Here is a 22,157-nt window from a genome sequence, read left to right as displayed (position 1 = left end):
TTCTTTATGGCAAAAATACTCAAAAAGCTGCGGGGTCACCCCGCGCGCCCGCGCGCCGTCTTCTTCTCCGCCACGACCTTTTCCGCCAGATCGCGCGCGATGGCAAAGGCCCCCTTGATCCGGTCCGCCTCGCCCTTCCAGTCGCGCCGCACGACGATCTTGTTGTCGCGCACCTTGGCCAGACCTTTCTGGTCGTTGATGAACTCCACCAACCCCTGCGGCGAGGCGAACTTGTCGTTGTGAAACTGGATCGTCGCGCCCTTGGGCCCGCCATCGAGCTTGGCAATCCCCGCCCGCTTGCACATCGCCTTGATCCGCACCACCAGCATCAGCATGTTGACCTCGCGCGGCAGCTTGCCGAACCGGTCAATCAGCTCGGCGGCAAAGCCTTCCATCTCGACCTTGCTCTCCAACCCGCTCAGGCGGCGATAGAGGCCGAGGCGCACATCGAGATCGGGCACATAGGTCTCGGGGATCAGCACCGGCACACCGAGGTTGATCTGCGGCGCCCATTGCTCATCGGCCTCCGACAGCCCGTCGATCTGGCCCGACCTGATCTTGGCAATCGCCTCTTCCAGCATGGACTGGTAAAGCTCATAGCCCACATCGCGCATCTGCCCCGATTGTTCCTCGCCCAAGAGGTTCCCCGCCCCGCGAATGTCGAGATCCTGAGACGCGAGCGTAAATCCCGCCCCCAGCGTGTCGAGACTGCCCAAGACCCGCAGCCGCTTTTCCGCGCCGGGCGTCAGCGGCACCCGCGGCTTGGTCGTCAGATACGCATAGGCGCGGGTCTTGGAGCGGCCCACCCGCCCCCGGATCTGGTAGAGCTGGCTCAGCCCGAACATGTCGGCGCGGTGAATGATCATAGTGTTGGCGGTCGGAATATCCAGCCCCGATTCCACGATCGTGGTCGCCAGCAGCACATCGTATTTGCCGTCGTAAAAGGCGTTCATCCGGTCGTCGAGTTCTCCGGCGGCCATCTGCCCATGCGCCACCACATAGGACACCTCGGGCACCTCATTGGCCAGGAACGCCTCGATCTCGGGCAGCTCCTTGATGCGCGGGACCACGAAGAACGACTGCCCGCCCCGGTAATGCTCGCGCAACAGCGCCTCGCGCACCGTCACCGTGTCGAACTCGCTGATATAGGTGCGGATCGACAGCCGGTCGATGGGCGGCGTGCCGATGATCGACAGATCCCGCACCCCCGACAGCGACAGTTGCAGCGTGCGCGGGATCGGCGTCGCGGTCAGCGTCAGCACATGTACGTCCGAGCGCAACTGCTTGAGCCGCTCCTTATGCGCCACGCCGAACCGCTGTTCCTCGTCGATGATCAAGAGGCCCAGATTCTTGAACCGCACGCTCTTGGCCAGCAACGCATGCGTGCCCACCACGATATCGGCCTCGCCCTTCGCCATCGCCTCGCGCGTCTTGCCCGCCTCGCCCGCGCTGACAAAGCGCGACAGCGGGCGCACATTGACGGGAAAGCCGCGAAAGCGCTCGGCGAATTCCTTGTAATGCTGCCGCGCCAGCAGCGTCGTCGGCGCGATCACCGCCACCTGCAGTCCTGACATGGCCGCGACAAAGGCCGCGCGCATCGCCACCTCGGTCTTGCCAAAGCCCACGTCACCGCAAATCAGCCGGTCCATCGGGCGGCCCGCCGACAGATCGCCCACCACATCCTCGATCGCGCGCAGCTGATCGTCGGTCTCCTGATAGGGAAAGCGCGCGGCAAACGCCTCCCAGGCGTGATGCTCGGCCTCCACCACCGGCGCACGGCGCAATTCGCGCTCGGCGGCCACGCGAATGAGGCGGTCGGCCATCTCGCGGATCCGCTCCTTGAGCCGCGCCTTCTTGGCCTGCCACGCACCGCCGCCCAGCTTGTCGAGCAGACCTTCGTCATGGCCATATTTCGACAGCAGCTCGATGTTTTCGACCGGCAGGTAAAGTTTCGAGCTTTCGGCATATTCCAGCACCAGGCATTCATGCGCCGCGCCTGCCGCCGTGACCACCTCCAGCCCCAGATAGCGCCCGATCCCGTGATCCACATGCACCACCAGATCGCCCTGGCTCAGCGCCTGCGCCTCGGTCAGGAAATTCTCGGCCCGCCGCTTGCGCTTGGCGCCGCGAATAAGGCGCTCACCCAGCACGTCCTGCTCGGCGATCACCGTCAGCCCCGGCGCGATGAACCCCTGTTCCAGCGGCCAGACCGCCAGATGCAGCCCGCGCTTGCCAAGCGCCCGCGCGCTACGGATGGTGACCGCGCCCAGCAGCCCCTCATCCTCCAACAGCCCCTCGATCCGCTCACGCGCACCTTCGGAATAGGACGCGACCACGACCGGCCCCTCGGCCATGCGTGCGTCAACATGATCCTTCAGAACACTGAAAAGGTTGATGTTTTCCTGCTGCCGCTCGGGCGCAAAATTGCGCCCGATGCGCCCGCCCGCGTCGATCACCCCCGGCCCGGTGGCCTGCGGCAGCGCCACGAATTGCAGCACCCGCCGATCCGCCACCGCCGCCTGCCAGCCATCGTCATCGAGATAGAGCAATCCCGGCGGCACCGGCTTGTAGACCGTATCGCTGCGGTTCTTCTGGTTCAGCGCATGCTGGCGCGCCTCGTATTGATCGGCAATGCTCTCCCACCGCGCCACCCGCGCCGGGCCGACCTGATCATCCAGCGTGATCGACGCCTCCGGCAGATAGTCGAAAATCAGCTCCAGCCGCTCATGAAAGAACGGCAGCCAATGCTCGACCCCGGCATGTTTGCGCCCCGCGCTCACCGCCTCGTAGAGCGGATCGTCGGTGCCCGCCGCACCAAATTCGATCCGGTAATTCTGCCGGAACCGCCGGATCGCGGCCTCGTCCAGAATGACCTCCGACACCGGGGCCAGCTCGATCCGCTCGAGCGTCTCGGTGGTGCGCTGCGTCGCCGCATCGAACCGGCGCAACCCGTCCAGCACGTCACCGAACAGATCGAGCCGCACCGGCCCCGCCTCGCCCGGCGGGTAGATGTCGATGATGCCGCCGCGCAGCGCGTAATCGCCGGGCTCGGTCACCGTGGGGGCCTGCGAAAACCCCATCCGCACCAGAAAATCGCGCAGCGCCTTCTCGTCGATCCGCTCGCCCACAGCGGCGGCAAAGGCGGCCTCGCGCAGCACCTCGCGCGCGGGCACGCGCTGCGTCGCGGCATTGAGCGTGGTCAGCAGCACGAACTGCCCCGGCGCGCCATGCACCAGCGTCGCCAGCGTCGCCATCCGGGTGGCGGATATGTCGGCATTGGGCGACACCCGGTCATAGGGCAGGCAATCCCAGCCCGGAAAGCGGATGACCGGCATGTCGGGGGCAAAGAACTCCAGCGCCGCCGCCATCGCCGCCATCCGCTTGTCGTCGCGCGCGACATGGATGACCGGCCCGCCGCGCGCCTCGGCCTCTTTCAGCACCAGCCGCGCGTCAAACCCTTCGGGCGCGCCGCCCACCTTGATGTGATCGCTCATAGCCTCACCCGTTCCGTCGCGCCGTGCCGGTCAGCTCAGCACGTTCGCGTTCATGTTCTGATACATGCCCCAAATCGCGGTGACAAAGATCGACGCCATGCCGATCAGCTGGATTTGCAGCCTGTGGCGCTGGATGCGCTTGACCAGCGTCTCGCCCGCCAGCGCCTGATCCTGAATGACATGCGCCGTGCGCACCGACAGCATGGCGACCAGCAGCAGGGGAAAGCCCAGCAAAAAAATCGCCTGCGCGAATTCGTTGCCATAGACAAACCCCAAAAGCGCCACGCTGGTCACCGCAAACGCCACCAACCCGGCCAGCAGCAACCCGCTCTCGCGCGCGACAAAGAGGATACGATTGGTGTTGATCCGCACCATGTCTTCGAAATCGCGCATCGCCTCGCCGCCGTCTGCCTTGCGCGCGCGCATCGCCATGTCCCACGGCACGCCCAGCACCCAATGCGAGGCCGACGACCACGTCACCGCAAGCGCGATCCAGTACCACAGATTGCTGAAGGAGCGCATGTCGATGAGCTCGAAAACGGTGTCATACCAGTCCAAGGCCGCGCCCCTGTTGCAATGTCGTCGCCCCTCTTAGCGCCGGTGCGCGGCAATTCCTACCCTTGAGATGCGCGAATTTCCATGCCACTCAATTGGCACCCCGAGATCACCAGAAAGTCCGCCCATGCGCCCGACCCAAGCCGCCTTCCCCGCCACCCGCCTGCGCCGCACCCGCCAATCCCCCGCGATCCGCGACATGGTGGCGGAAAACACGCTGACGTCGGCCGATCTGATCTGGCCGGTCTTCGTGCGCGACGGCGAGGATGTCGAAGAACCGGTGCCCTCCATGCCCGGCGTGCTGCGCCGCTCCATCGACCGCGTGGTCGAGGCCGCCCGCGAGGCCGCCGATCTCGGCATTCCGGCCATCTGCCTCTTTCCCTATACCTCCTCCGAGAACCGCACCGCCGACTGCGCCGAGGCCTGGAGCCCCGACAACCTCAGCAATCGCGCCACCCGCGCGATCAAGGCAGCGGTGCCCGACATTGCGGTGATGACCGACGTGGCGCTCGATCCCTATTCCGACACCGGCCATGACGGCTTTGTCGTGAATGGCGAGATCGTCAATGACGCCACCGTCGAGGCGCTGGTGAAACAGGCGCTCAGCCAGGCCGAGGCGGGCGTCGACATCATCGGCCCCTCGGACATGATGGACGGGCGCATCGGCGCCATTCGCGCCGCACTCGAGACAAACGGTCACCCGAACGTGATGATCATGTCCTACGCCGCCAAATACGCCTCGGCCTTCTACGGGCCGTTCCGCGATGCGGTGGGCGCGGGGGCGGCGCTCAAGGGCGACAAGAAAACCTACCAGATGAACCCGGCCAACACCGACGAGGCGCTGCGCCTCGTCGAGCGTGACCTGCGCGAGGGCGCGGATATGGTGATGGTCAAGCCGGGCCTGCCCTATCTCGATATCTGCCGACGGGTAAAGGATAATTTCGGCGCGCCCACCTTCGCCTACCAGGTCTCGGGCGAATACGCGATGATCATGGCCGCCGTGCAGAACGGCTGGATCGACGAGGACCGCGCCATGCTGGAAAGCCTGATGTGCTTCAAGCGCGCAGGCTGCGACGGGGTGCTCAGCTATTTCGCCCCCAAGGTGGCCCGCCTCTTGTCCTGAATTGGCTGTCACGCGCAAGAACCCGCGTAGCACCACAAGCGCTAGTGACAGCGGCGGCGTGCGCGCCTATACTCCGCACCATCAAGGCTGGCATCAGACCGGCACTCCCAGAGGCAACAAGACGGGCACAGACATGAGCACTCTTTCACGACGCGGTTTCACCCTTGGCCTTCTGGCTGGCACCCCTCTGCTTGCGGCCTGTGGCAACGGCGTGGGCAGTTCCGGTGCGACAAGGATCGACGCCCGCGTCGATGCAACCCTCAGCCACATGTACGCCAATTACCCCGGCACGCGGGAACTCGCCAACAAATCTGCGGGGATGCTGATCATGCCGGTGATCACCGAAGGCGGGTTTTTCGTCGGTGGCGGTTATGGCCAGGGTGCGCTTCAGATCAACGGCGTGACGGTCGATTACTACTCCGCCACCAAGGGCAGTTTCGGCCTGCAAATCGGCGCGCAGCAATTCGCGCATGTGCTCTTTTTCATGACCGACGAGGCGCTCGAACGCTTCCGCCGCTCCTCGGGCTGGGCTGCCGGTGGCGATATCGAATACGTGTTCAACGATCGCGGCGACAACCTGCGCGCCGAGACCACGACCGCGACGGCCCCGGTGGTCGCGGTGATCTTCGGTCAGGCCGGGCTGATGGCGGGCGTCTCGCTCGAAGGCATGAAATATACCCGCATCATCCCCTGACAAAAGGCAAGGGTCAGACAGGCGGCCGGTCCCGCACCGGCCGTTTTGCGTGGACCCCGGCCACCGCCCCCGCGCTTGCGCTTTCTTTTTGGCGGAAATACTCAAATCTCCCGCCTGCCCCCTGCGCCACATCCGCCAATCTTCCCCCTAGCAAGCCCGCCCCCCATCGCCTAAGTTTGTCCCAAGCGAAACCGGCCCCGGGGGCGTCATGAGTGAGACCGGACTACAGAAACTGGCCTTCTTCCTGCTGGTGGCACTGATCCTGTTCGTCGCCGCCGCAGGAGGCGTGTGATGGCGCAGCGCTTCGGCGGAAAATTCAGCCCCGACGGCGATGGCTCCCCGCCCCCCGCCCGGACCGGCGGCTATCGCGGCGCGCGGCGCACCCGCGCGGGTGGCCGTGTCAACCTACTCTTCATGGCCCCGCTGCCCCTCGCCGTGCGCGCCTTCACCTCCGGCCCGGTGGAAATGGCACTCAACCTCGCCGCCCTCGGGCTGTTGCTGCTCGCCGCATGGCTCACCCGCGAGGGCATTCTTGCGCAAGAGGCCTATGAGGCGCGCAAGATCGCCCGCCGTCCCGCCATCCCGCGCAAGATTTTCGCCTCGCTGCTCACCGGCGCGGGGCTTGGCGTCGCGGGCTTTGCCACCGGCGGCGGCCTCTTCGAGCCGCTGATCTACGCGGTCGCGGGCACCGCGCTCCACAGCCTCGCCTTCGGGCTTGACCCATTGCGTGACAAGGGCCGCGAGGGCGTCGACAGCTTCCAGACCGACCGCGTCGCCCGCGTCGTCGATCAGGCAGAGGACTATCTCAAATCCATGTCAGACGCGATCCGCCGCACCGGCGACCGCGCGCTTGAATCGCGGCTCGACCAGTTCCAGATCACCGTGCGCGACATGCTGCGCACGGTCGAGGATGACCCGCGCGACCTGACCCGCGCGCGCAAATATCTCGGCGTCTATCTCATGGGTGCGCGCGACGCTTCGGTCAAATATGCCGACCTCGCCACCCGCGCCCCGAACCCGCAAGCCCGCGAGAAATACCTCGCGCTGCTCTCGGATCTCGAACAGAATTTCACCGCCAAGACCCGCGCGCTCATGGCCGACAGCACCACCGATCTCGATATCGAGATCGAGGTGCTGCGCGACCGGCTGGAACGCGAGGGCGTGCACCTTGAAACCAAAGATTTAGCGTAAGAGGATATCCCGATGTCAGAGACCACCCGCCGACAGGCCCAAGCCGCCCTTGCCGATGTCGAATCCGTCAGCCGCGCGATGCTGCCCATGCCGTCGGACGCGGGGGCCATCGTGCCACTCGATCAGGCCGACGCGCCCCAGAGCGCCGAGATCACCCGCCGGATGGGTGAGATCGACATGGCCGACACCCAGTCCATCGTCTCTTTCGGCTCCGCCGCGCAGGCCGAATTGCAGGAGATTTCGCAGAGCATGCTACAAGGCGTGCGCAACAAGGATGTCGGTCCGGCAGGCGACAGCTTGCGCGGCATCGTCACCACGATCCGTGGCTTCTCGGTCTCCGAGCTTGACGTGCGCCGCGAGCGCTCCTGGTGGGAGAAACTGTTGGGCCGCGCCGCCCCCATCGCCAAGTTCACCGCCCGCTTTGAGGAGGTGCAGGGCCAGATCGACAGGATCACCGACGATCTGCTGGCGCATGAGCACACACTGCTCAAGGACATCAAGTCGCTCGACATGCTTTACGAGAAGACGCTCGCCTTCTATGACGAACTCGCGCTCTACATCGCGGCGGGCGAGGCCAAGCTCAAGACGCTCGACGAAGAGGACATCCCCGCCAAGGAGGCCGAGGTGCAGGCCTCCCCCGAGGCCGATCAGGTGATGACCGCGCAGGAATTGCGCGACCTGCGCGCCGCGCGCGACGATCTCGAACGCCGGGTGCATGACCTGAAACTGACCCGTCAGGTCACCATGCAATCCCTGCCCTCGATCCGCCTCGTGCAGGAGAACGACAAATCGCTGGTCACCAAGATCAACTCCACCCTCGTCAACACCGTGCCGCTCTGGGAAACCCAACTGGCGCAGGCAGTGACGATCCAGCGCAGCGCCGAGGCCGCAACGGCCGTGCGCGATGCCAATGACCTCACCAATGAGCTTTTGACCGCCAACGCCGCCAACCTGCGCGAGAGCAACAAGATGATCCGTCAGGAGATGGAGCGCGGCGTGTTCGACATCGAGGCGGTGAAAAAGGCCAATGCCGACCTCATTGGCACCATTCAGGAAAGCCTCGCCATCGCCGACGAGGGCAAGGCCAAGCGCGCCCGCGCCGAGGAAGACCTAAAGAAGATGGAGGCAGACTTGCGCGACACGCTGGCCTCGGCCAAGGCGCGCAAGGATGGCGTCGGCGACACCGCCGGCACCGCCGTGCCCAAGGGCTGACCCGGGGCATGCGGGCAAAGCGATACACGGCATGGATTGCGGGCGCGGCCCTTGCGGCGCTCGCGGCCTGCGATGTGGCGGGCCCTCCGCCGGGGCCCCGCCCCGTGGCGCGCCCGCCGGATGCTGCGCCCGCGCCCGATCCCGGCCCCTCCTACGAGAGCAGCGCGCTTGCCAGATATTACGCCCGGATCGAGCGTGACCTACTGTCACGCGGCCTGTTGCGCACCGATGGCGGCGGGCCGGACACGCCCTATACCGACACCGATCTCCTGCGCAATTTCGAGCGGATCGTGTTCTTCGACGAATACGCCCCCGGCGGCGGCTACCGCCCCTCCTCGGGGCGCGCGGGCGGCTTGCGCAAATGGCAGGCACCCGTGCGGATGGGGATCGAATTCGGTGCTGCGGTGCCGCGCGACCAGCAGGTGATCGACCGCAACAGCATCACTGCCTATGCCAACCGCCTGTCGCAGGCCGCACGCCACCCGATCAGCGCGAGCGCGCACAATCCCAATTTCCACGTTCTCGTCATGGCCGAGGATGACCGCGCCGAGGGCCTCGCCCGCATCCGCGAGATGGTGCCGGATATCGACCCGGCCACGATGGGCATCTTCCGCTCGATGCCGCGCAGTATTCACTGTCTTGTCGTGGCCTTCTCCGGCAAGGGCGATCCCCACATCTATACAAGGGCCATCGCCTGGATCCGGGCCGAACATCCCGACCTGATGCGCTCCTCCTGTGTTCACGAGGAACTGGCGCAGGGTCTCGGCCTCGCCGATGACAGCCCCGCCGCCCGGCCCTCGATCTTCAACGACGACGACGAATTCGCCTGGCTCACCACCCATGACGCAGAGTTGCTGCGCCTGCTCTATTCCCCCGATCTCAAACCCGGCATGACCCCCGACGAGGCCCGCCCCATCATCCGCCGTCTGCTGGATGAATGGCAGGCAGGGCCGGTCTGACCCCCGATTACAGGAGCTTTCACATGCCCATCTTCGATTTCCTCTCCGGCCAGTTCATCGACGTCATCCACTGGACCGACGACACCCGCGACACCATGGTCTGGCGCTTCGAGCGCGAGGGCCACGAGATCAAGTACGGCGCGAAACTCACCGTGCGCGAGGGGCAATCCGCCGTCTTCGTCCACGAGGGGCAATTGGCCGATGTCTTCACCCCCGGTCTCTACATGCTCGAGACCAACAACATGCCGATCATGACCTCCCTGCAACACTGGGATCACGGCTTTCGCTCGCCCTTCAAGTCGGAAATCTACTTCGTCGCCACCAACCGGTTCACCAACCTCAAATGGGGCACCAAGAACCCGATCATGCTGCGCGATCCGGAATTCGGCCCGACCCGCATCCGCGCCTTTGGCACCTATACCGTGCGGGTTTCGGACCCCGCGAAATTCCTCTCCGAAATCGTCGGCACCGACGGCGAATTCACCATGGACGAGATCAGCTTCCAGATCCGCAACATCATCGTGCAGGCGTTTTCCCGCATCATCGCGGGCAGCGGCATCCCGGTCCTGGACATGGCCGCCAACACGCGCGATCTGGGCAAGCTGGTGGCGGGAGAGATTACTGCCGTGGTCGCCGAATACGGGCTGGAGATCCCGGAATTCTACATTGAAAACATCTCCTTGCCGCCTGCCGTCGAACAGGCGCTCGACAAGCGTACCTCGATGGGGCTGGCGGGCGATCTTGGCCGCTTCACCCAATATTCCACCGCCGAGGCGATGACATCGGCGGCCAAGAATCCGTCGGGCGGCGGCGGCATCGGTGCCGGTCTCGGCATGGGGATGGGCATGGCGATGGCGCAGCAGATGGCCGACAAGGGGCCGTGGGGCGCACGGCCCGCGCCAGACCAACCGCCCGCAGCGCCCCCACCGCCGCCGCCCGTCGAACATGTCTGGCATATCGCCGAGAACGGCCAGACCCACGGCCCCTATTCCAAGGCCCGCCTCGGGCGCATGGTGACCGAAGGCAGCCTGACCCGCGACAGCCATGTCTGGACCGCCGGTCAGGACGGCTGGAAACGCGCCGAGGATGTGGCGGAACTGGCGCAGCTCTTCACCGTCATGCCGCCGCCCCCGCCGGGCGCGTGAGCCGATGCGCCGCCGCGCCACCATCACGCTGCACTGGCTGAACCTGTTGCTCCTGCTCTTCGTGCTGGGCGATGGCGGGGCGACCCCATGGCTCTCGCTGCTCTACGCGGCTTGCGCGCTCACCATGTGCGCCCTGGCGCTGGTCTTCGGGCTGATGAGCGGACCGGGACCAAAGCTTGAAGGCGCGGTGCGCGCCCTGCATCCATGGCTGCACCGGGCGATCTACGCGCTCCTCGGCTGGGGCGCCGTGGCGCTTCTGGCCGAAACGCTCGCCACACCCCTGCCCGGCCCCACCGCGCGCCAATTGCTGCTGACGCTGCTCGCGACGACCGCGCTGCACGCGGTGTTCAACCTCTGGCGGCACACCGCCCTTGGCGACGGGGCGCTGCGACGGATCACGCCGCGCGCCATTCACCATATTCTCTGAAGGCCACATGTCAGACACACCACCCCCCGCCCCCGCCACCGTCGAACACCGCTTCCCCTGTACAAGCTGCGGCTCGGATTACCGCTATGATCCCGGCGCGGGTCGGCTGATCTGCGACCATTGCGGTGACGTGGCCGAAATCGAGACCGGCGGCCCGTGGCAGGGCGGCATCAAGGAACTCGATTTCCGCGCCGCGCTCCGCGACCAGCTTCCCGCGCAGGAGATGGAAGAGACCCGCACCACCAAATGCACAAGCTGCGGCGCGCAGGTCGAACTGGGCGACGCCACCCACGCCACCGAATGTCCGTTCTGCGCCTCGCCGGTCGTCACCGATACCGGCACGCACCGCCATATCAAGCCGCGCGCGCTGCTGCCCTTCGCGCTGGACGAATCCCAGGCCCGCAAGGCGATGACCGATTGGCTGGGCCGTCTCTGGTTTGCTCCGAACGGCCTGCAGGACTACGCCCGCAAGGGCCGCAAGATGGAAGGCATCTACGTCCCCTACTGGACCTTCGACGCCGACACCAGGTCGCACTATCGCGGCGAGCGCGGCACCGTTTACTATGAGAGCCGCACCGTCATGCGCGACGGCAAGCGCCAGACCGTTCAGGTCGCCAAGGTTCGCTGGCGCGCCGTCTCTGGCCGGGTCGCGCGGTTCTTCGACGACGTGCTGGTGCTGGCCTCGCACAGCTTGCCCAAACGCTTCACCGACGCGCTGGAGCCATGGGACCTCTCGGCACTGGAGCCCTACACGCCGGAATATCTCGCAGGCTTTCGCGCCGAGGGCTACAGCGTCGACCTCGACGACGGCTTCAACCAGGCCCGCGACAAGATGGACGCCACCATCGCCCGCGACGTGCGCTTCGATATCGGCGGCGACCGGCAGCGCATCCACGACATCGACACCGCCATCAGCGATATCACCTTCAAGCATATCCTGCTCCCCGTATGGCTCGCCGCCTATAGATACCGGGGCGAGACCTACCGCTTCGTGGTCAACGCCCGCACCGGCCGGGTGCAGGGCGAACGCCCGTGGTCGGCATGGAAAATCACCGTGGCGGTGATTCTCGGTGCCGCGCTCGCAGGCGGCATCGGCTATCTCATCGCGCTGGAACAGGGCGGCTTATGATGCGCGCCACCGTCGCGATCCGGATCACCACGGCGCATGCGGGCGGTGAGGCGGGTTTCCCCATCATGGCGCCCTGCGCCACCCACCCGCTGTGGCCTCTTGGCGGCGATCCGCCCGAAAATCGCAGGCCGGGCATGGATCACCGCACAATCCACCCTTATGCTCGCCCCCGAAGACCCCTGGCCCGAGGGCTATCGTCTCTCCGACACATGGCCCGGCACAGAGGAGCCTGAATGACCAACGCCCACGACACGCTCCAGACCATTCTCGACGCGCGCCGATCCTGCCGCGCCTTCCTGTCCGATCCGGTGGCGACAGACGTGATCGAGCAAATCATACGCTCCGCCAGCCGCGCGCCCTCGTGGTGCAACGCGCAGCCCTGGAAGGTGACGGTCACGCAGGGCACGCAAACCGAGCGCTTTCGCCACGCCCTGCTTGAGGCCGTGACCCATGATACACCCGCCCCCGACCTGCCCTGGCCCGAAAGCTATCCGGGCGCGCATGGCGCGCGCCGCCTCGAATGCGGGCTGCAACTCTATGAGGCGGTGGGCATCGCCCGCAACGACCGCGCAGCCCGGGCCGAGCAGAGCATGCAGAATTACCACCTCTTCGGCGCGCCGCATGTGGCCATCGTCCATTCCGAGGCCGCCCTCGGGCCCTACGGCGCGATGGATACCGGCGGCTTCATCACCGCCTTCATGCTCGCCGCGACCGCGCTTGGCGTCGGCAGCATCGCGCAGGCCTCGGTCGCGGCCTACGCCCCGATGATCCGGCGGCATTTCGATCTGCCCGACAGCCGGCTGATCCTCTGCGCCATCTCCTTCGGCCTGCCCGATCCGGCGCACCCGGTGAACCGGTTCCGGACCACGCGGGCAGACCTCGACGAGGTGCTCGATCTGCGGGGGTCGTAGCGAAGGGCCTAGCGCTGCCGTTGGCCTCTAGCACCAATGCGCGGAATCGAGGTGCCGCAGGCACCGCCGCGCAGCGCCCGACCGCCCCCCGGGCGGGCGCTTTTGCCACGTATCAAGTAATTGAAAACGCGGAAGTATTGGGATGATATAAAGTGCCTTCCGGAAAGGGCGCCGCGCCCACCCGCGGTCAGGCACCGCGCGGCTTAGCTCTATAACCGCCAACGGCAGCTTCAGGCCCAACCTCCCCCTCACCCCCGCTTGATCGCCACCTTGCGCCCCTCCGGCGCGGCCGAGTCGCGCTTCGGGATCGTGACGCTCAGCACGCCATCCTTGAGATGCGCCTCCACCTTGCCACCATCGGCATCGGGCGGCAGCCGGAACGAGCGGCTGAAACTACCAAACTGGCGCTCGGTAAAGAACCACGTCTCGCCCTTTTCCTCGCGCGCGGCGCTCTTTTCGCCCTTGATGCTGACCACACCGTCATGCACCGACAACTCGATATCCTTTTCCTCGACACCGGGCAATTCCATCGTGATCCGATACGCCGCCTCGTCCGACGAGGCATCCGAGGCCGGGGCCAGCCAATCCGCGACCCGCGTGCCGAAATTGCGCAGCGGCTCATAGAGTTGCGGCCAGAACCCGGCAGTATGCGATTTTTCCACCATAGTGCGTCCTCCTTCACATTGAAGATGGCGCAAGCCTACTCTAACAGCGGCACCACGGCCTTGACCCGTATCAAATCCCCGCACCAAAGGTGGTTCCATGCGCGCCCTTCTGCAACGTGTCTCCCAGGCTTCCGTCACCGTCGAGGGCGAGACCATCGGCCAATGCGGCCCGGGCCTCTTGATCCTCGTCTGCGCCATGCAGGGCGACACCGAGGCCGAGGCCGACCGGCTGGCCGCAAAAATCGCCAGGCTGCGGATCTTCACCGACGACGCGGGCAAGATGAACCGCTCGGTCGTCGATGCGGGCGGCTCGGCCCTCGTGATCAGCCAGTTCACGCTCGCCGCCGACACGGCGCGCGGCAACCGGCCGGGCTTCTCCGCCGCCGCCGCCCCCGACGAGGGCCGCCGCCTCTACGAGCATTTCGCCGGTCAGATCGCGGCACAGGGCATCGCCACCGAAACCGGACGTTTTGGTGCGGATATGAAAGTGTCGCTGCTCAATGACGGCCCGGTGACCATCTGGATGGAAAGCTGAGCCGCAGGCACGGCCGGGCCTTATGCCCGATAATTGCCTCAATCTGTCTGAATTTTAACGAAAACCCCGCCCATTCCCGCCGCAGACGCTGTGTATCCATTCTGGAAACAACACGGTGCGGGTGCAATGCCGACGACATTCAACTGGATATATCTGGGGCCCTCGGCCCTTGTGCTGGACCCGACAGAGGGCAACAGCGACGCCGAAGGTGCCAGTCTCTTCGCCGGGCTGACCTTTGGCTCGTCCACCGATCCGCTCTATCAGCAGGTCACGCGCACCACCACCATTGACAATGGCGGCGCGGCGGGCGCGCTCGATATGAACAATGGGGTGACGAACGATCAGTTCACGTCCGATATCGGCAACGGGCCCCAGACCTTCACCTTTGACGGCCTCTCCACTTTCAACGCAACAATCACCTATACCGACGGCACGACCGCGTCCTTGCTCGCGGTGCTGGTTCAGGACACGACCGGCCAGCTATTCCTTGCCCCCCCGCTCAACACCAGTGCGGCCAATGCAGGCAATATCGCGGCCCTGACGGCGCGCCCGATCGAATCCGTCACCTTCAATTCCGTGAACACCTCGACCAGCACCAACCTTGGGGCGGACCGGGCCGAAATCGGCATCGACGACGGCACCGTAGACGGCACCGGCGGAAACGATGTCATCGACGCAACCTATGTCGAGCCCGTCGCCAACGGCTCTGACCGGGTGGACAACAACGACGGCGTGGGCAACGGCAATGCCGACGTGATCGAGGCGGGCGCGGGCAATGACACGGTGCTTGCGGGGCTGGGCGATGACACGGTGTTCGGCGGCACCGGCAACGATTCGATCCTCGGCGGCGCTGGCAACGACAGCCTGCTCGGGCAAGGCGGTGCCGACACGCTCATCGGCGGCGCGGGCGATGACACGGTGCTGGGCGGCGGCGGCGCGGACACGCTTTTCGGCGACGGAGCAGGCGGTCGCTGGGCCTATGAGGTCTATACCCAGGACTTCAGTTCCGCCAACGGGCAGGCCTTCACCATCGAGAACGGCACGCTCGCCGGATCGGGCACCACCGACACGCTCAATATCTCCCCGCTCGGGCAGGCCGCCACCGGCCAGACCGACCCCAACGATTTCGGGGTGATCCTGACATCGACGCTGTTCTCGCCCGACGCGGGCACCTACCGCTTCACCACCACCTCGGATGACGGCTCGACCATCCGCATCCTCGACAGCCAGGGCAATGCCCTCGACTTCACCAACCAGAGCGGCAACAACGGCACCTTTCTGGACAACGATTTCCACCAGGCGGCCACGACCCGTTGGGGCGATGTCACGCTCGAGGCCAATCAGGTCTACACAATCGAGCTGCGGTTCTGGGAAAACGCGGGCCAGCAGGTGCTTTCGGGCACGATCACGCCGCCCGGCGGCACCGCGACCAGCCTTGATACCAGCCCGCTCATCCTCGGGGCCGAGACGACGCCGGGCGACGATGTCCTTGACGGTGGCGCGGGCAATGACCTTGTGTTCGGCGGCGGTGGCGATGACACGATCACCATCGGGCTGGGCGACACGCTCTTTGGCGGCGATGGTGACGACTTCTTCGTGCTCGAGGATTTCGCGGCCCCGGGCGGAACCATCACCCTCACCGGCGGCGAGGGCGACGAGACCGATGGCGATACGCTTTTTCTCACACCCGATGTCGGCAAGGCCGATATCACCTTTACCAATGAGGATGATGCGGCGGGGGGCCTTTCGGGCTTTTTCACCACGCCCGACGGCACCCTGATCAACTTCTCGGAAATCGAGAACATCATCTGCTTCACCCCCGGCGCGCATATCCTGACGCCGCGCGGCCTGCGCCGCGTCGAGAGCCTGCACCGCGACGATCTGGTGATCACCCGCGACAACGGCCCGCAACCGATCCGCTGGATCGGCAGGCGCAGCGTGCCCGGCATCGACCGCTTTGCCCCGATCAGGGTGCAAGCACATGTGCTCGACGGGGCGACCGCACCGCTTCTGGTCTCGCCGCAGCACCGGTTTCTGTTCACCGGCTACAAGGCCGAACTGCTCTTTGGCTGCGACGAGGTGCTGGTCTCGGCCACACATCTGGTGGACGGGCGCGCGGTCGGCGCCGTGCCGCAACCCGTGGTGACCTATATCCACGTCATGTTCGACCGCCACGAGATCATCTATGCCGACGGCGCCGCGACCGAGAGCTTTCACGTCGGCGATATCGGGCTTGCCGCGATCTCCGATCCCGCGCGCGAAGAGTTGTTCGGCATCTTCCCGGAATTGCGCAGTCACCCCGACACCTACGGCCCGACCGCGCGCCCCTGCCTGAAACGCCACGAGGCAAGGCTTCTGCATTCAACCGGTTGAGAGGATCACATGAACCCCCAACCCCGTCCCGACCACGCCAATACCCCCGCATGCCCCCGCCGGGCTGCGGTTAATCCGATCTGGAGAGATTGCGGATATTCCATCTGCCCAGGGCCCGTTCGGAGAGGCGGGCCGCACCCCACCGCGTCAATGGAGGCTTGAAGTGACCGAACATGTCCCACAGCACAGTTTCAAGCGGGCCAACAGCGACTGGCTGGCCGACCGTGCCGACATGCCCGACCACGTCGCCGGAAATCCTGCGCGCCGCAGCGGTGCCGGGCTCGACAGCATCATCTGTTTCACCGCCGGCGCACGCATCCTCACTCAATGGGGCGAGCGCCCGGTCGAGACGTTGCGGCTTGGCGAGATGATCATCACCCGCGATCACGGCCTGCAACCGATCCGCTGGATCGGCAAGCGCACGCTGTCCGGGCGGGGCGATTGCGCCCCCGTCGCCATCGCATCCGAGACGATGGGCGGCTCCGAGGCATTGATCCTCTCACCGCGCCACCGGGTGCTCTTCACCGGCTACCGGGCCGAACTTCTCTTCGGCGCGAGCGAGGTGCTGGTCGCGGCCGAGCATCTGGTGAACGGACGTGACGTGACGGTCAAGCCGCGCGACGAGGTGACCTATATCCATATCATGCTCGACCGCCACGAGATCATCTACGCCGGCGGCATCGCAACCGAGAGCTTTTATGCAGGCGACACCGCCCTTTCGGCGGTGGAACCGGCAGCACGCGAGGAACTGTTTGCCATCTTCCCCGAATTGCGCAGCGCGCCCGGGCGCCACCGCAATACCGCGCGCCCCTGTCTCAGGCAGCACGAGGCGGCGCTGCTGCACGACGAAGACGCACTCACACCGGCCTGGTCGGGCTGAGCCCCGGACCGGTCAGGCACTGCGCAGCACCGGCGTCACCTGCCCCGCCGCCCAGGCCCGCACCGCATCGCCGAAGGCGGTGAACAGCGGGCGGCTGACGGGGTCGTTGGCGGCATTGTATTCCGGGTGCCACTGCACCGCGAGGGTAAAGCCCCGCGCCGCGTCCAGATAGAGCGCCTCGGGCGTGCCGTCATGCGCCCAGCCGTCGATCACCACGCCGTGCCCCGGTTTGACAACACCCTGTCCGTGGAGCGTATTGGTCATCACCTCCTCGGCCCCCATCAGCCGGTGAAACACGCCTCCGGACTGAAACCGCACCTTGTGGCGCAGGGCGAATTGTTCGTCCATCGTGCCCTCGGGCGGCATGCGGTGATTGTCTCGGCCCGGCAGATCGCGGATTTCGGGATGCAGCGTGCCACCCAGGGCGACATTGACCTCCTGAAAGCCACGGCAGATACCCAGGAACGGCTGTCCCCGCTCCAGACAGGCGCGCACCAGCGGCAGGGTAATCGCGTCGCGGGCCCGGTCGAACGCGCCATGCGCCTCGGTCGGCGCTTCGCCATATTCCTCGGGGTGGACATTGGGCCGCCCGCCGGTCAGCAAAAAGCCGTCGCACACCTCCATCAACTCCGCCACAGACACATAGCGCGGATCGGCGGGAATGATCAGCGGCAGACAGCCCGCCACATCGGCCACGGCAGAAGAGTTGATCGTGCCGCCCGCATGGGTGGGGTAGCGATTGTCGATCTGATATTGGTTTGCGATGATGCCGACGACCGGGCGAGTCATTTTTGTCCTTCTTGGGCAAGCGCATTGCGTCTCTTTTTCCTAAATTATACCTTGGAATGGAATAACAAAACATCAATTCCCGCACATATTCGCGTGCGCTGATGCGACTCTGCCCAAACACGCTGCACGGTTTGTTGACCTTTGCGCGGCATGCTGCGTGCCGTGGGCGGGGGTCGTGTCACCGGTCAAACGCATCCCGACCGGCCGCGGCTTTCCCGTCCACACCAGCCGGTTTGCGCCTCCTCCGGCAACGGTCCGAGCAATGGCGCACCTCGTCCCAGACCTTGGCCCATCTGCGCCGCCACTGCATCGGGCGGCCACAGGTGGCGCAGGTCTTGACCGGCAGGTCGGATTTGCGGCGCGCGCGGGCCATCTAGAGGTCGAGGCCCGGCGCCCACATCTCCGGTTCGGCGACATCGAGCGGACTCACCGGCGCGGTCCTGTCATGCCATGCGCTCTCATTCGACAACCACCTCCTCGCCGGTGCGTCCGTCGATCCTCACCTCCGGATCGACCGGCGTCTGCCCCTGCGAGGCGACCCAGCCGATCAGCCCCAAAAGCAGCACAAGGGCAAAGAGCACCGCCCCCCTTATTCCCATCAACGCGGGCTTGTGCTGTTTCTTCTGCTTTTCGACATTCGTCTCGGGTGCCGACATCGTGGCTCCTTTCCTATCCGTCCGCGCGCATATTGCATTGAAGCTGCGCGCGCATCGCCCTAACGTCCGGCGAAACCCTCATGTTCCAGCCGACGGAGACGCCCGCGATGAAAGACGCCTCACCCCAGACCATCTATCTCGCGGATTACACTCCGCCAGCCTTTCTGGTCGAAAATGTCACCCTGACCTTCCGCCTCTCACCGGAAAAAACCCGCGTTCTCAGCAAGATAGAGTTTTGCCCCAACCCCGCATCGTCAAGCCGTACGTTCTTCCTGCATGGCGAAAACCTCCGCCTCATAAGTGCGAAAATCGACGGCGCGGCAATCACCCCCGAGGTCACCCCCGAGGGCCTGACCGCCGATGTCCCCGACGCGCCCTTCACCTTCGAGGCCGAGGTCGAGATCGACCCGGCGGCCAACACCGCGCTGGAGGGGCTGTATCTCTCGAACGGGATGTTCTGCACGCAATGCGAGGCCGAGGGCTTTCGCAAGATCACCTACTACCCCGACCGCCCCGACGTGATGGGCGTCTTTACCGTGCGCATCGAGGGCGACATGCCGGTCATGCTGTCCAACGGCAACCCGGTGGCACAGGGCGACGGCTGGGCCGAATGGCACGACCCGTGGCCGAAACCGGCCTATCTCTTCGCGCTGGTGGCGGGCGATCTCGTTGCGCATCCCGACCGCTTCACCACCCGCTCGGGCCGCGAGGTCGATCTCAACATCTGGGTGCGCCCCGGCGACGAGGGCAAATGCGCCTTCGGCATGGAGGCGCTCAAGAAATCCATGACATGGGACGAGAAGGTGTACGGGCGCGAATACGATCTCGACCTCTTTAACATCGTCGCGGTCGACGATTTCAACATGGGCGCGATGGAGAACAAGGGCCTCAACATCTTCAATTCCTCCTGCGTTCTGGCCAGCCCCGAGACCAGCACCGACGCCAATTTCGAGCGCATCGAGGCGATCATCGCGCATGAATATTTCCACAACTGGACCGGCAACCGCATCACCTGCCGCGACTGGTTTCAGCTCTGCCTCAAGGAGGGTTTGACCGTCTATCGCGACTCAGAGTTCACCGCCGACATGCGCTCCGCCCCCGTGAAGCGCATCGGCGACGTGATCGCGCTCCGCGCCCGGCAGTTCCGCGAGGATAACGGCCCGCTCGCGCATCCCGTGCGCCCCGAAAGCTTTGTCGAGATCAACAATTTCTACACCGCGACGGTGTACGAGAAAGGGGCCGAGTTGATCGGCATGCTCAAGCGGCTCGTCGGGGATGACGCCTATGCCAAGGCGCTCGACCTCTACTTTGAACGCCATGACGGGCAGGCCTGCACTATCGAGGATTGGTTGCAGGTGTTCGAGGATGCGACCGGCCGCGATCTGACGCAATTCAAGCGCTGGTATACGCAGGCCGGAACACCGCGCCTACGGGTCACCGAGGACTACGAGGGCGGCACCTACACCCTGCAGTTCGAGCAACACACCCCGCCCACGCCGGGGCAGAAGGTGAAAGACCCCCGCGTGATCCCGATTGCCGTGGGGCTGCTGGGGCCCAACGGCGACGAAGTGATGGAAACCCAACTGCTGGAGATGACCGAGGCGCGGCAGAGTTTCACCTTCGACGGGCTGGCCGCCAAACCCGTCCCTTCGATCCTGCGCGATTTCTCCGCCCCGGTGATCCTGGAGCGTGAAACCACCAATGCCGAGCGCGCCTTCCTGCTCGCCCATGACACCGACCCGTTCAACAAATGGGAGGCCGGGCGCGCCCTCGCGCGCGACGGGCTTCTGGCGATGATCCGCGACGGTGCGGCCCCCGATGCCGCCTATCTCGACGCCGTCCACACCATGGCCCGCGACGAGACGCTTGATGCGGCCTTTCGCGCCCTCGCCCTCGGCCTGCCGAGCGAGGATGATCTGGCGCAATCGCTGCATGACGCAGGCCACACCCCCGACCCGCAGGCCATCTGGGAGGCGCTCGAGACGCTGCGCAACGCCCGCGCCGTGACGATGGAAGAGACCGCGCGCAGCCTCTACGACCGCCATCAGATCACCGCGCCCTACCGCCCCGACCCCGACCAGACCGGCGCGCGGGCGCTTGCCAATGCGGCGCTTGCCATCCTCACCCGGCGCGACGGCGGCGCACAGGCGCAGGCGCAATATGACACCGCCGACAACATGACCCAGCAACTTGCCGGGCTCTCATGCCTGCTGCAGGCGGGCAAGGGCAAGGCGGCGGCAGACGCCTTCTATCGGCAATGGCAGCACGACCGGCTGGTGATCGACAAATGGTTCAGCCTGCAAATCCTGCACGCCGCGCCAGAGGACACCGCCGACACCGCCGCGCGCCTGACCGGGCATCCGGATTTCACCATTCGCAATCCCAACCGTTTCCGCGCCACATTGGGCGCGCTCGCGATGTCACCGGCGGGCTTTCACCATGTCTCGGGCAAGGGTTACAGGACGCTCGCGGATTGGCTGATCGCGCTCGACCCGCTCAACCCGCAGACCACGGCGCGCATGTGCACGGCCTTCGAGACTTGGCGGAGATACGATGAAAACCGCCAGGCCCTGATCACCGCAGAGCTCGACCGCATCCTCGCCACCCCGACCCTCAGCCGCGACACCACGGAAATGCTCAGCCGTATCCGCGGGGCGTAAGCACGCTCACCGCGCCACCTGTGCCACCTGCGTGATCTGCGCCGGGCGCGCGCGCGGGCGCACCGTATAAAGCGGCTTGCAGTAGCTCTGCGCGCGCAACCACCGCTTCATGTCCTCGCGTTTCGCGCTGCTATGCAGCGGTCCCCAATCGGCGGCGACCCCGCGCATGCCGCGCGACACCACCCCGTCGCGCCGCACGGTATGGGCCATGATGCGGATCGCACAGGACAGGTTGTCCGGCCCGTGCCGCAGCGCCGCGCCATCGCCCGCCCGACAGCCATAGCCGCGCGCCGTGGCGGGCAGAATCTGCAACAGGCCATGCCACTGCCCGCCGCCTCCGACCGCGCCCGCGTTATAGGTGCTCTCATACTTGGCCAGCGCCGACAAAAACCCCACCCAGAAGGCGCGCCGCCCCTTGTCCGCCGACTGCGCATAGGCCGGGCACCACTCTTCGATATCTCCGGGCACCCGCTCGACCAGACCCGCGCCATGCGCCTTGAGTGCGGCAATCGCGCTGCGGGTCCAGAGTGCCGCTTGCGGCTGATGCTCCCAGCGGGTGCGCGGCAGATTGGCCTCACGCACGGTCGGGGGCGGCCCCGGAACCACCGCAGGCACACCCTGCGCGACGCCAGGCACCGGCACGACCAGCACCGGGACGACGAGTAACAGCAGAAGCGATACCATGCGCAGCATCGCCAGAGTTTGCCGCAGCCTCGCGGGTTTGGCAATCTCACGCAGAGCGGCTCGGCAATTCCTCGC

Annotated in this window: 21 protein-coding genes; 14 read left to right on the top strand and 7 right to left on the bottom strand. The window is 65.8% G+C overall.

Annotated elements, in window-relative coordinates; all coding sequences use genetic code 11:
- Window positions 1–35 precede the first annotated feature (35 nt).
- Together mfd and ACSSV4_RS11250 are read right to left on the bottom strand one after the other, a co-directional pair.
- Window positions 36–3,494 carry a transcription-repair coupling factor gene (mfd, locus tag ACSSV4_RS11255; protein WP_454275239.1) on the bottom strand — a complete coding sequence of 1,153 codons (3,459 nt, stop codon included), beginning with the start codon at window positions 3,492–3,494 and terminating at the stop codon, window positions 36–38.
- Between the two features lie 30 nt (window positions 3,495–3,524).
- On the bottom strand, window positions 3,525–4,052 hold the full coding sequence (locus ACSSV4_RS11250) for a component of SufBCD complex (protein ID WP_454275238.1): 528 nt from the start codon (window positions 4,050–4,052) through the stop codon (window positions 3,525–3,527).
- Window positions 4,053–4,176: 124 nt separating this feature from the next.
- On the opposite strand from ACSSV4_RS11250, the gene hemB reads away from it, so the two are divergent.
- From hemB to ACSSV4_RS11200, 10 genes are all read left to right on the top strand, one after another.
- Window positions 4,177–5,172 carry a porphobilinogen synthase gene (hemB, locus tag ACSSV4_RS11245; protein WP_454275237.1) on the top strand — a complete coding sequence of 332 codons (996 nt, stop codon included), beginning with the start codon at window positions 4,177–4,179 and terminating at the stop codon, window positions 5,170–5,172.
- 133 nt (window positions 5,173–5,305) lie between these two features.
- The gene (locus tag ACSSV4_RS11240) at window positions 5,306–5,866 is read left to right on the top strand and encodes a lipid-binding SYLF domain-containing protein (protein WP_454275236.1); all 561 of its coding nucleotides are present in this window, start codon (window positions 5,306–5,308) and stop codon (window positions 5,864–5,866) included.
- Between the two features lie 291 nt (window positions 5,867–6,157).
- The gene (locus tag ACSSV4_RS11235; RefSeq protein ID WP_454275235.1) at window positions 6,158–7,057 is read left to right on the top strand and encodes a 5-bromo-4-chloroindolyl phosphate hydrolysis family protein; all 900 of its coding nucleotides are present in this window, start codon (window positions 6,158–6,160) and stop codon (window positions 7,055–7,057) included.
- A gap of 12 nt (window positions 7,058–7,069) precedes the next feature.
- The gene (locus tag ACSSV4_RS11230; protein WP_454275234.1) at window positions 7,070–8,269 is read left to right on the top strand and encodes a toxic anion resistance protein; all 1,200 of its coding nucleotides are present in this window, start codon (window positions 7,070–7,072) and stop codon (window positions 8,267–8,269) included.
- Window positions 8,270–8,277: 8 nt separating this feature from the next.
- Window positions 8,278–9,228, top strand: coding sequence for a DUF2927 domain-containing protein (locus ACSSV4_RS11225; RefSeq protein WP_454275233.1), 951 nt, complete (start codon window positions 8,278–8,280; stop codon window positions 9,226–9,228).
- 23 nt (window positions 9,229–9,251) lie between these two features.
- Window positions 9,252–10,373 (top strand): SPFH domain-containing protein, encoded by a 1,122-nt coding sequence (locus ACSSV4_RS11220; protein ID WP_454275232.1) that lies wholly within the window; start codon window positions 9,252–9,254, stop codon window positions 10,371–10,373.
- A gap of 4 nt (window positions 10,374–10,377) precedes the next feature.
- Window positions 10,378–10,800, top strand: coding sequence for a hypothetical protein (locus ACSSV4_RS11215; protein ID WP_454275231.1), 423 nt, complete (start codon window positions 10,378–10,380; stop codon window positions 10,798–10,800).
- A 7-nt stretch (window positions 10,801–10,807) separates the two neighbouring features.
- Complete coding sequence (locus ACSSV4_RS11210) at window positions 10,808–11,929, top strand: primosomal protein N' (replication factor Y) - superfamily II helicase (protein WP_454275230.1); 1,122 nt, start codon at window positions 10,808–10,810, stop codon at window positions 11,927–11,929.
- A gap of 36 nt (window positions 11,930–11,965) precedes the next feature.
- Window positions 11,966–12,166, top strand: coding sequence for a proline racemase family protein (locus ACSSV4_RS11205; RefSeq protein WP_454275229.1), 201 nt, complete (start codon window positions 11,966–11,968; stop codon window positions 12,164–12,166).
- Window positions 12,163–12,840, top strand: coding sequence for a nitroreductase (locus ACSSV4_RS11200; protein ID WP_454275228.1), 678 nt, complete (start codon window positions 12,163–12,165; stop codon window positions 12,838–12,840). The genes ACSSV4_RS11205 and ACSSV4_RS11200 overlap by 4 nt, the downstream gene beginning before the upstream one ends.
- Window positions 12,841–13,088: 248 nt before the next feature.
- Here ACSSV4_RS11200 and ACSSV4_RS11195 read toward each other — a convergent pair whose 3' ends face one another.
- Window positions 13,089–13,505, bottom strand: coding sequence for an Hsp20/alpha crystallin family protein (locus ACSSV4_RS11195; protein ID WP_454275227.1), 417 nt, complete (start codon window positions 13,503–13,505; stop codon window positions 13,089–13,091).
- A 97-nt stretch (window positions 13,506–13,602) separates the two neighbouring features.
- Here ACSSV4_RS11195 and dtd point away from each other — a divergent pair, with 97 nt between their 5' ends.
- From dtd to ACSSV4_RS11180, 3 genes are all read left to right on the top strand, one after another.
- Window positions 13,603–14,040 (top strand): D-aminoacyl-tRNA deacylase, encoded by a 438-nt coding sequence (gene dtd / locus ACSSV4_RS11190; RefSeq protein ID WP_454275226.1) that lies wholly within the window; start codon window positions 13,603–13,605, stop codon window positions 14,038–14,040.
- A gap of 126 nt (window positions 14,041–14,166) precedes the next feature.
- Entirely contained in the window at window positions 14,167–16,413 is a 2,247-nt protein-coding gene (locus ACSSV4_RS11185; RefSeq protein ID WP_454275225.1) for a Hint domain-containing protein, read from the top strand.
- Between the two features lie 163 nt (window positions 16,414–16,576).
- The gene (locus ACSSV4_RS11180) at window positions 16,577–17,293 is read left to right on the top strand and encodes a Hint domain-containing protein (RefSeq protein WP_454275224.1); all 717 of its coding nucleotides are present in this window, start codon (window positions 16,577–16,579) and stop codon (window positions 17,291–17,293) included.
- A gap of 12 nt (window positions 17,294–17,305) precedes the next feature.
- On the opposite strand, the gene ACSSV4_RS11175 is transcribed toward ACSSV4_RS11180, so the two are convergent.
- The 3 genes from ACSSV4_RS11175 to ACSSV4_RS11165 form a co-directional block, all read right to left on the bottom strand.
- Window positions 17,306–18,082 (bottom strand): gamma-glutamyl-gamma-aminobutyrate hydrolase family protein, encoded by a 777-nt coding sequence (locus ACSSV4_RS11175; RefSeq protein ID WP_454275223.1) that lies wholly within the window; start codon window positions 18,080–18,082, stop codon window positions 17,306–17,308.
- A gap of 178 nt (window positions 18,083–18,260) precedes the next feature.
- Window positions 18,261–18,455, bottom strand: a complete 195-nt coding sequence (locus tag ACSSV4_RS11170; RefSeq protein WP_454275222.1) for a DUF2256 domain-containing protein — start codon at window positions 18,453–18,455, stop codon at window positions 18,261–18,263.
- Window positions 18,456–18,540: 85 nt separating this feature from the next.
- Window positions 18,541–18,738 (bottom strand): hypothetical protein, encoded by a 198-nt coding sequence (locus ACSSV4_RS11165; RefSeq protein ID WP_454275221.1) that lies wholly within the window; start codon window positions 18,736–18,738, stop codon window positions 18,541–18,543.
- Between the two features lie 107 nt (window positions 18,739–18,845).
- On the opposite strand from ACSSV4_RS11165, the gene pepN reads away from it, so the two are divergent.
- The gene (gene pepN / locus ACSSV4_RS11160) at window positions 18,846–21,398 is read left to right on the top strand and encodes an aminopeptidase N (protein ID WP_454275314.1); all 2,553 of its coding nucleotides are present in this window, start codon (window positions 18,846–18,848) and stop codon (window positions 21,396–21,398) included.
- Between the two features lie 6 nt (window positions 21,399–21,404).
- Here the strand turns inward: pepN and ACSSV4_RS11155 are convergent, their stop codons facing one another.
- The gene (locus tag ACSSV4_RS11155) at window positions 21,405–22,091 is read right to left on the bottom strand and encodes a transglycosylase SLT domain-containing protein (RefSeq protein ID WP_454275220.1); all 687 of its coding nucleotides are present in this window, start codon (window positions 22,089–22,091) and stop codon (window positions 21,405–21,407) included.
- Window positions 22,092–22,157 lie beyond the last annotated feature (66 nt).

Source organism: Roseovarius sp. MBR-154, assembly GCF_053628595.1.
Note: the sequence above shows the minus strand (reverse complement) of the source record. Positions and strands in the feature narration are given on the sequence as shown.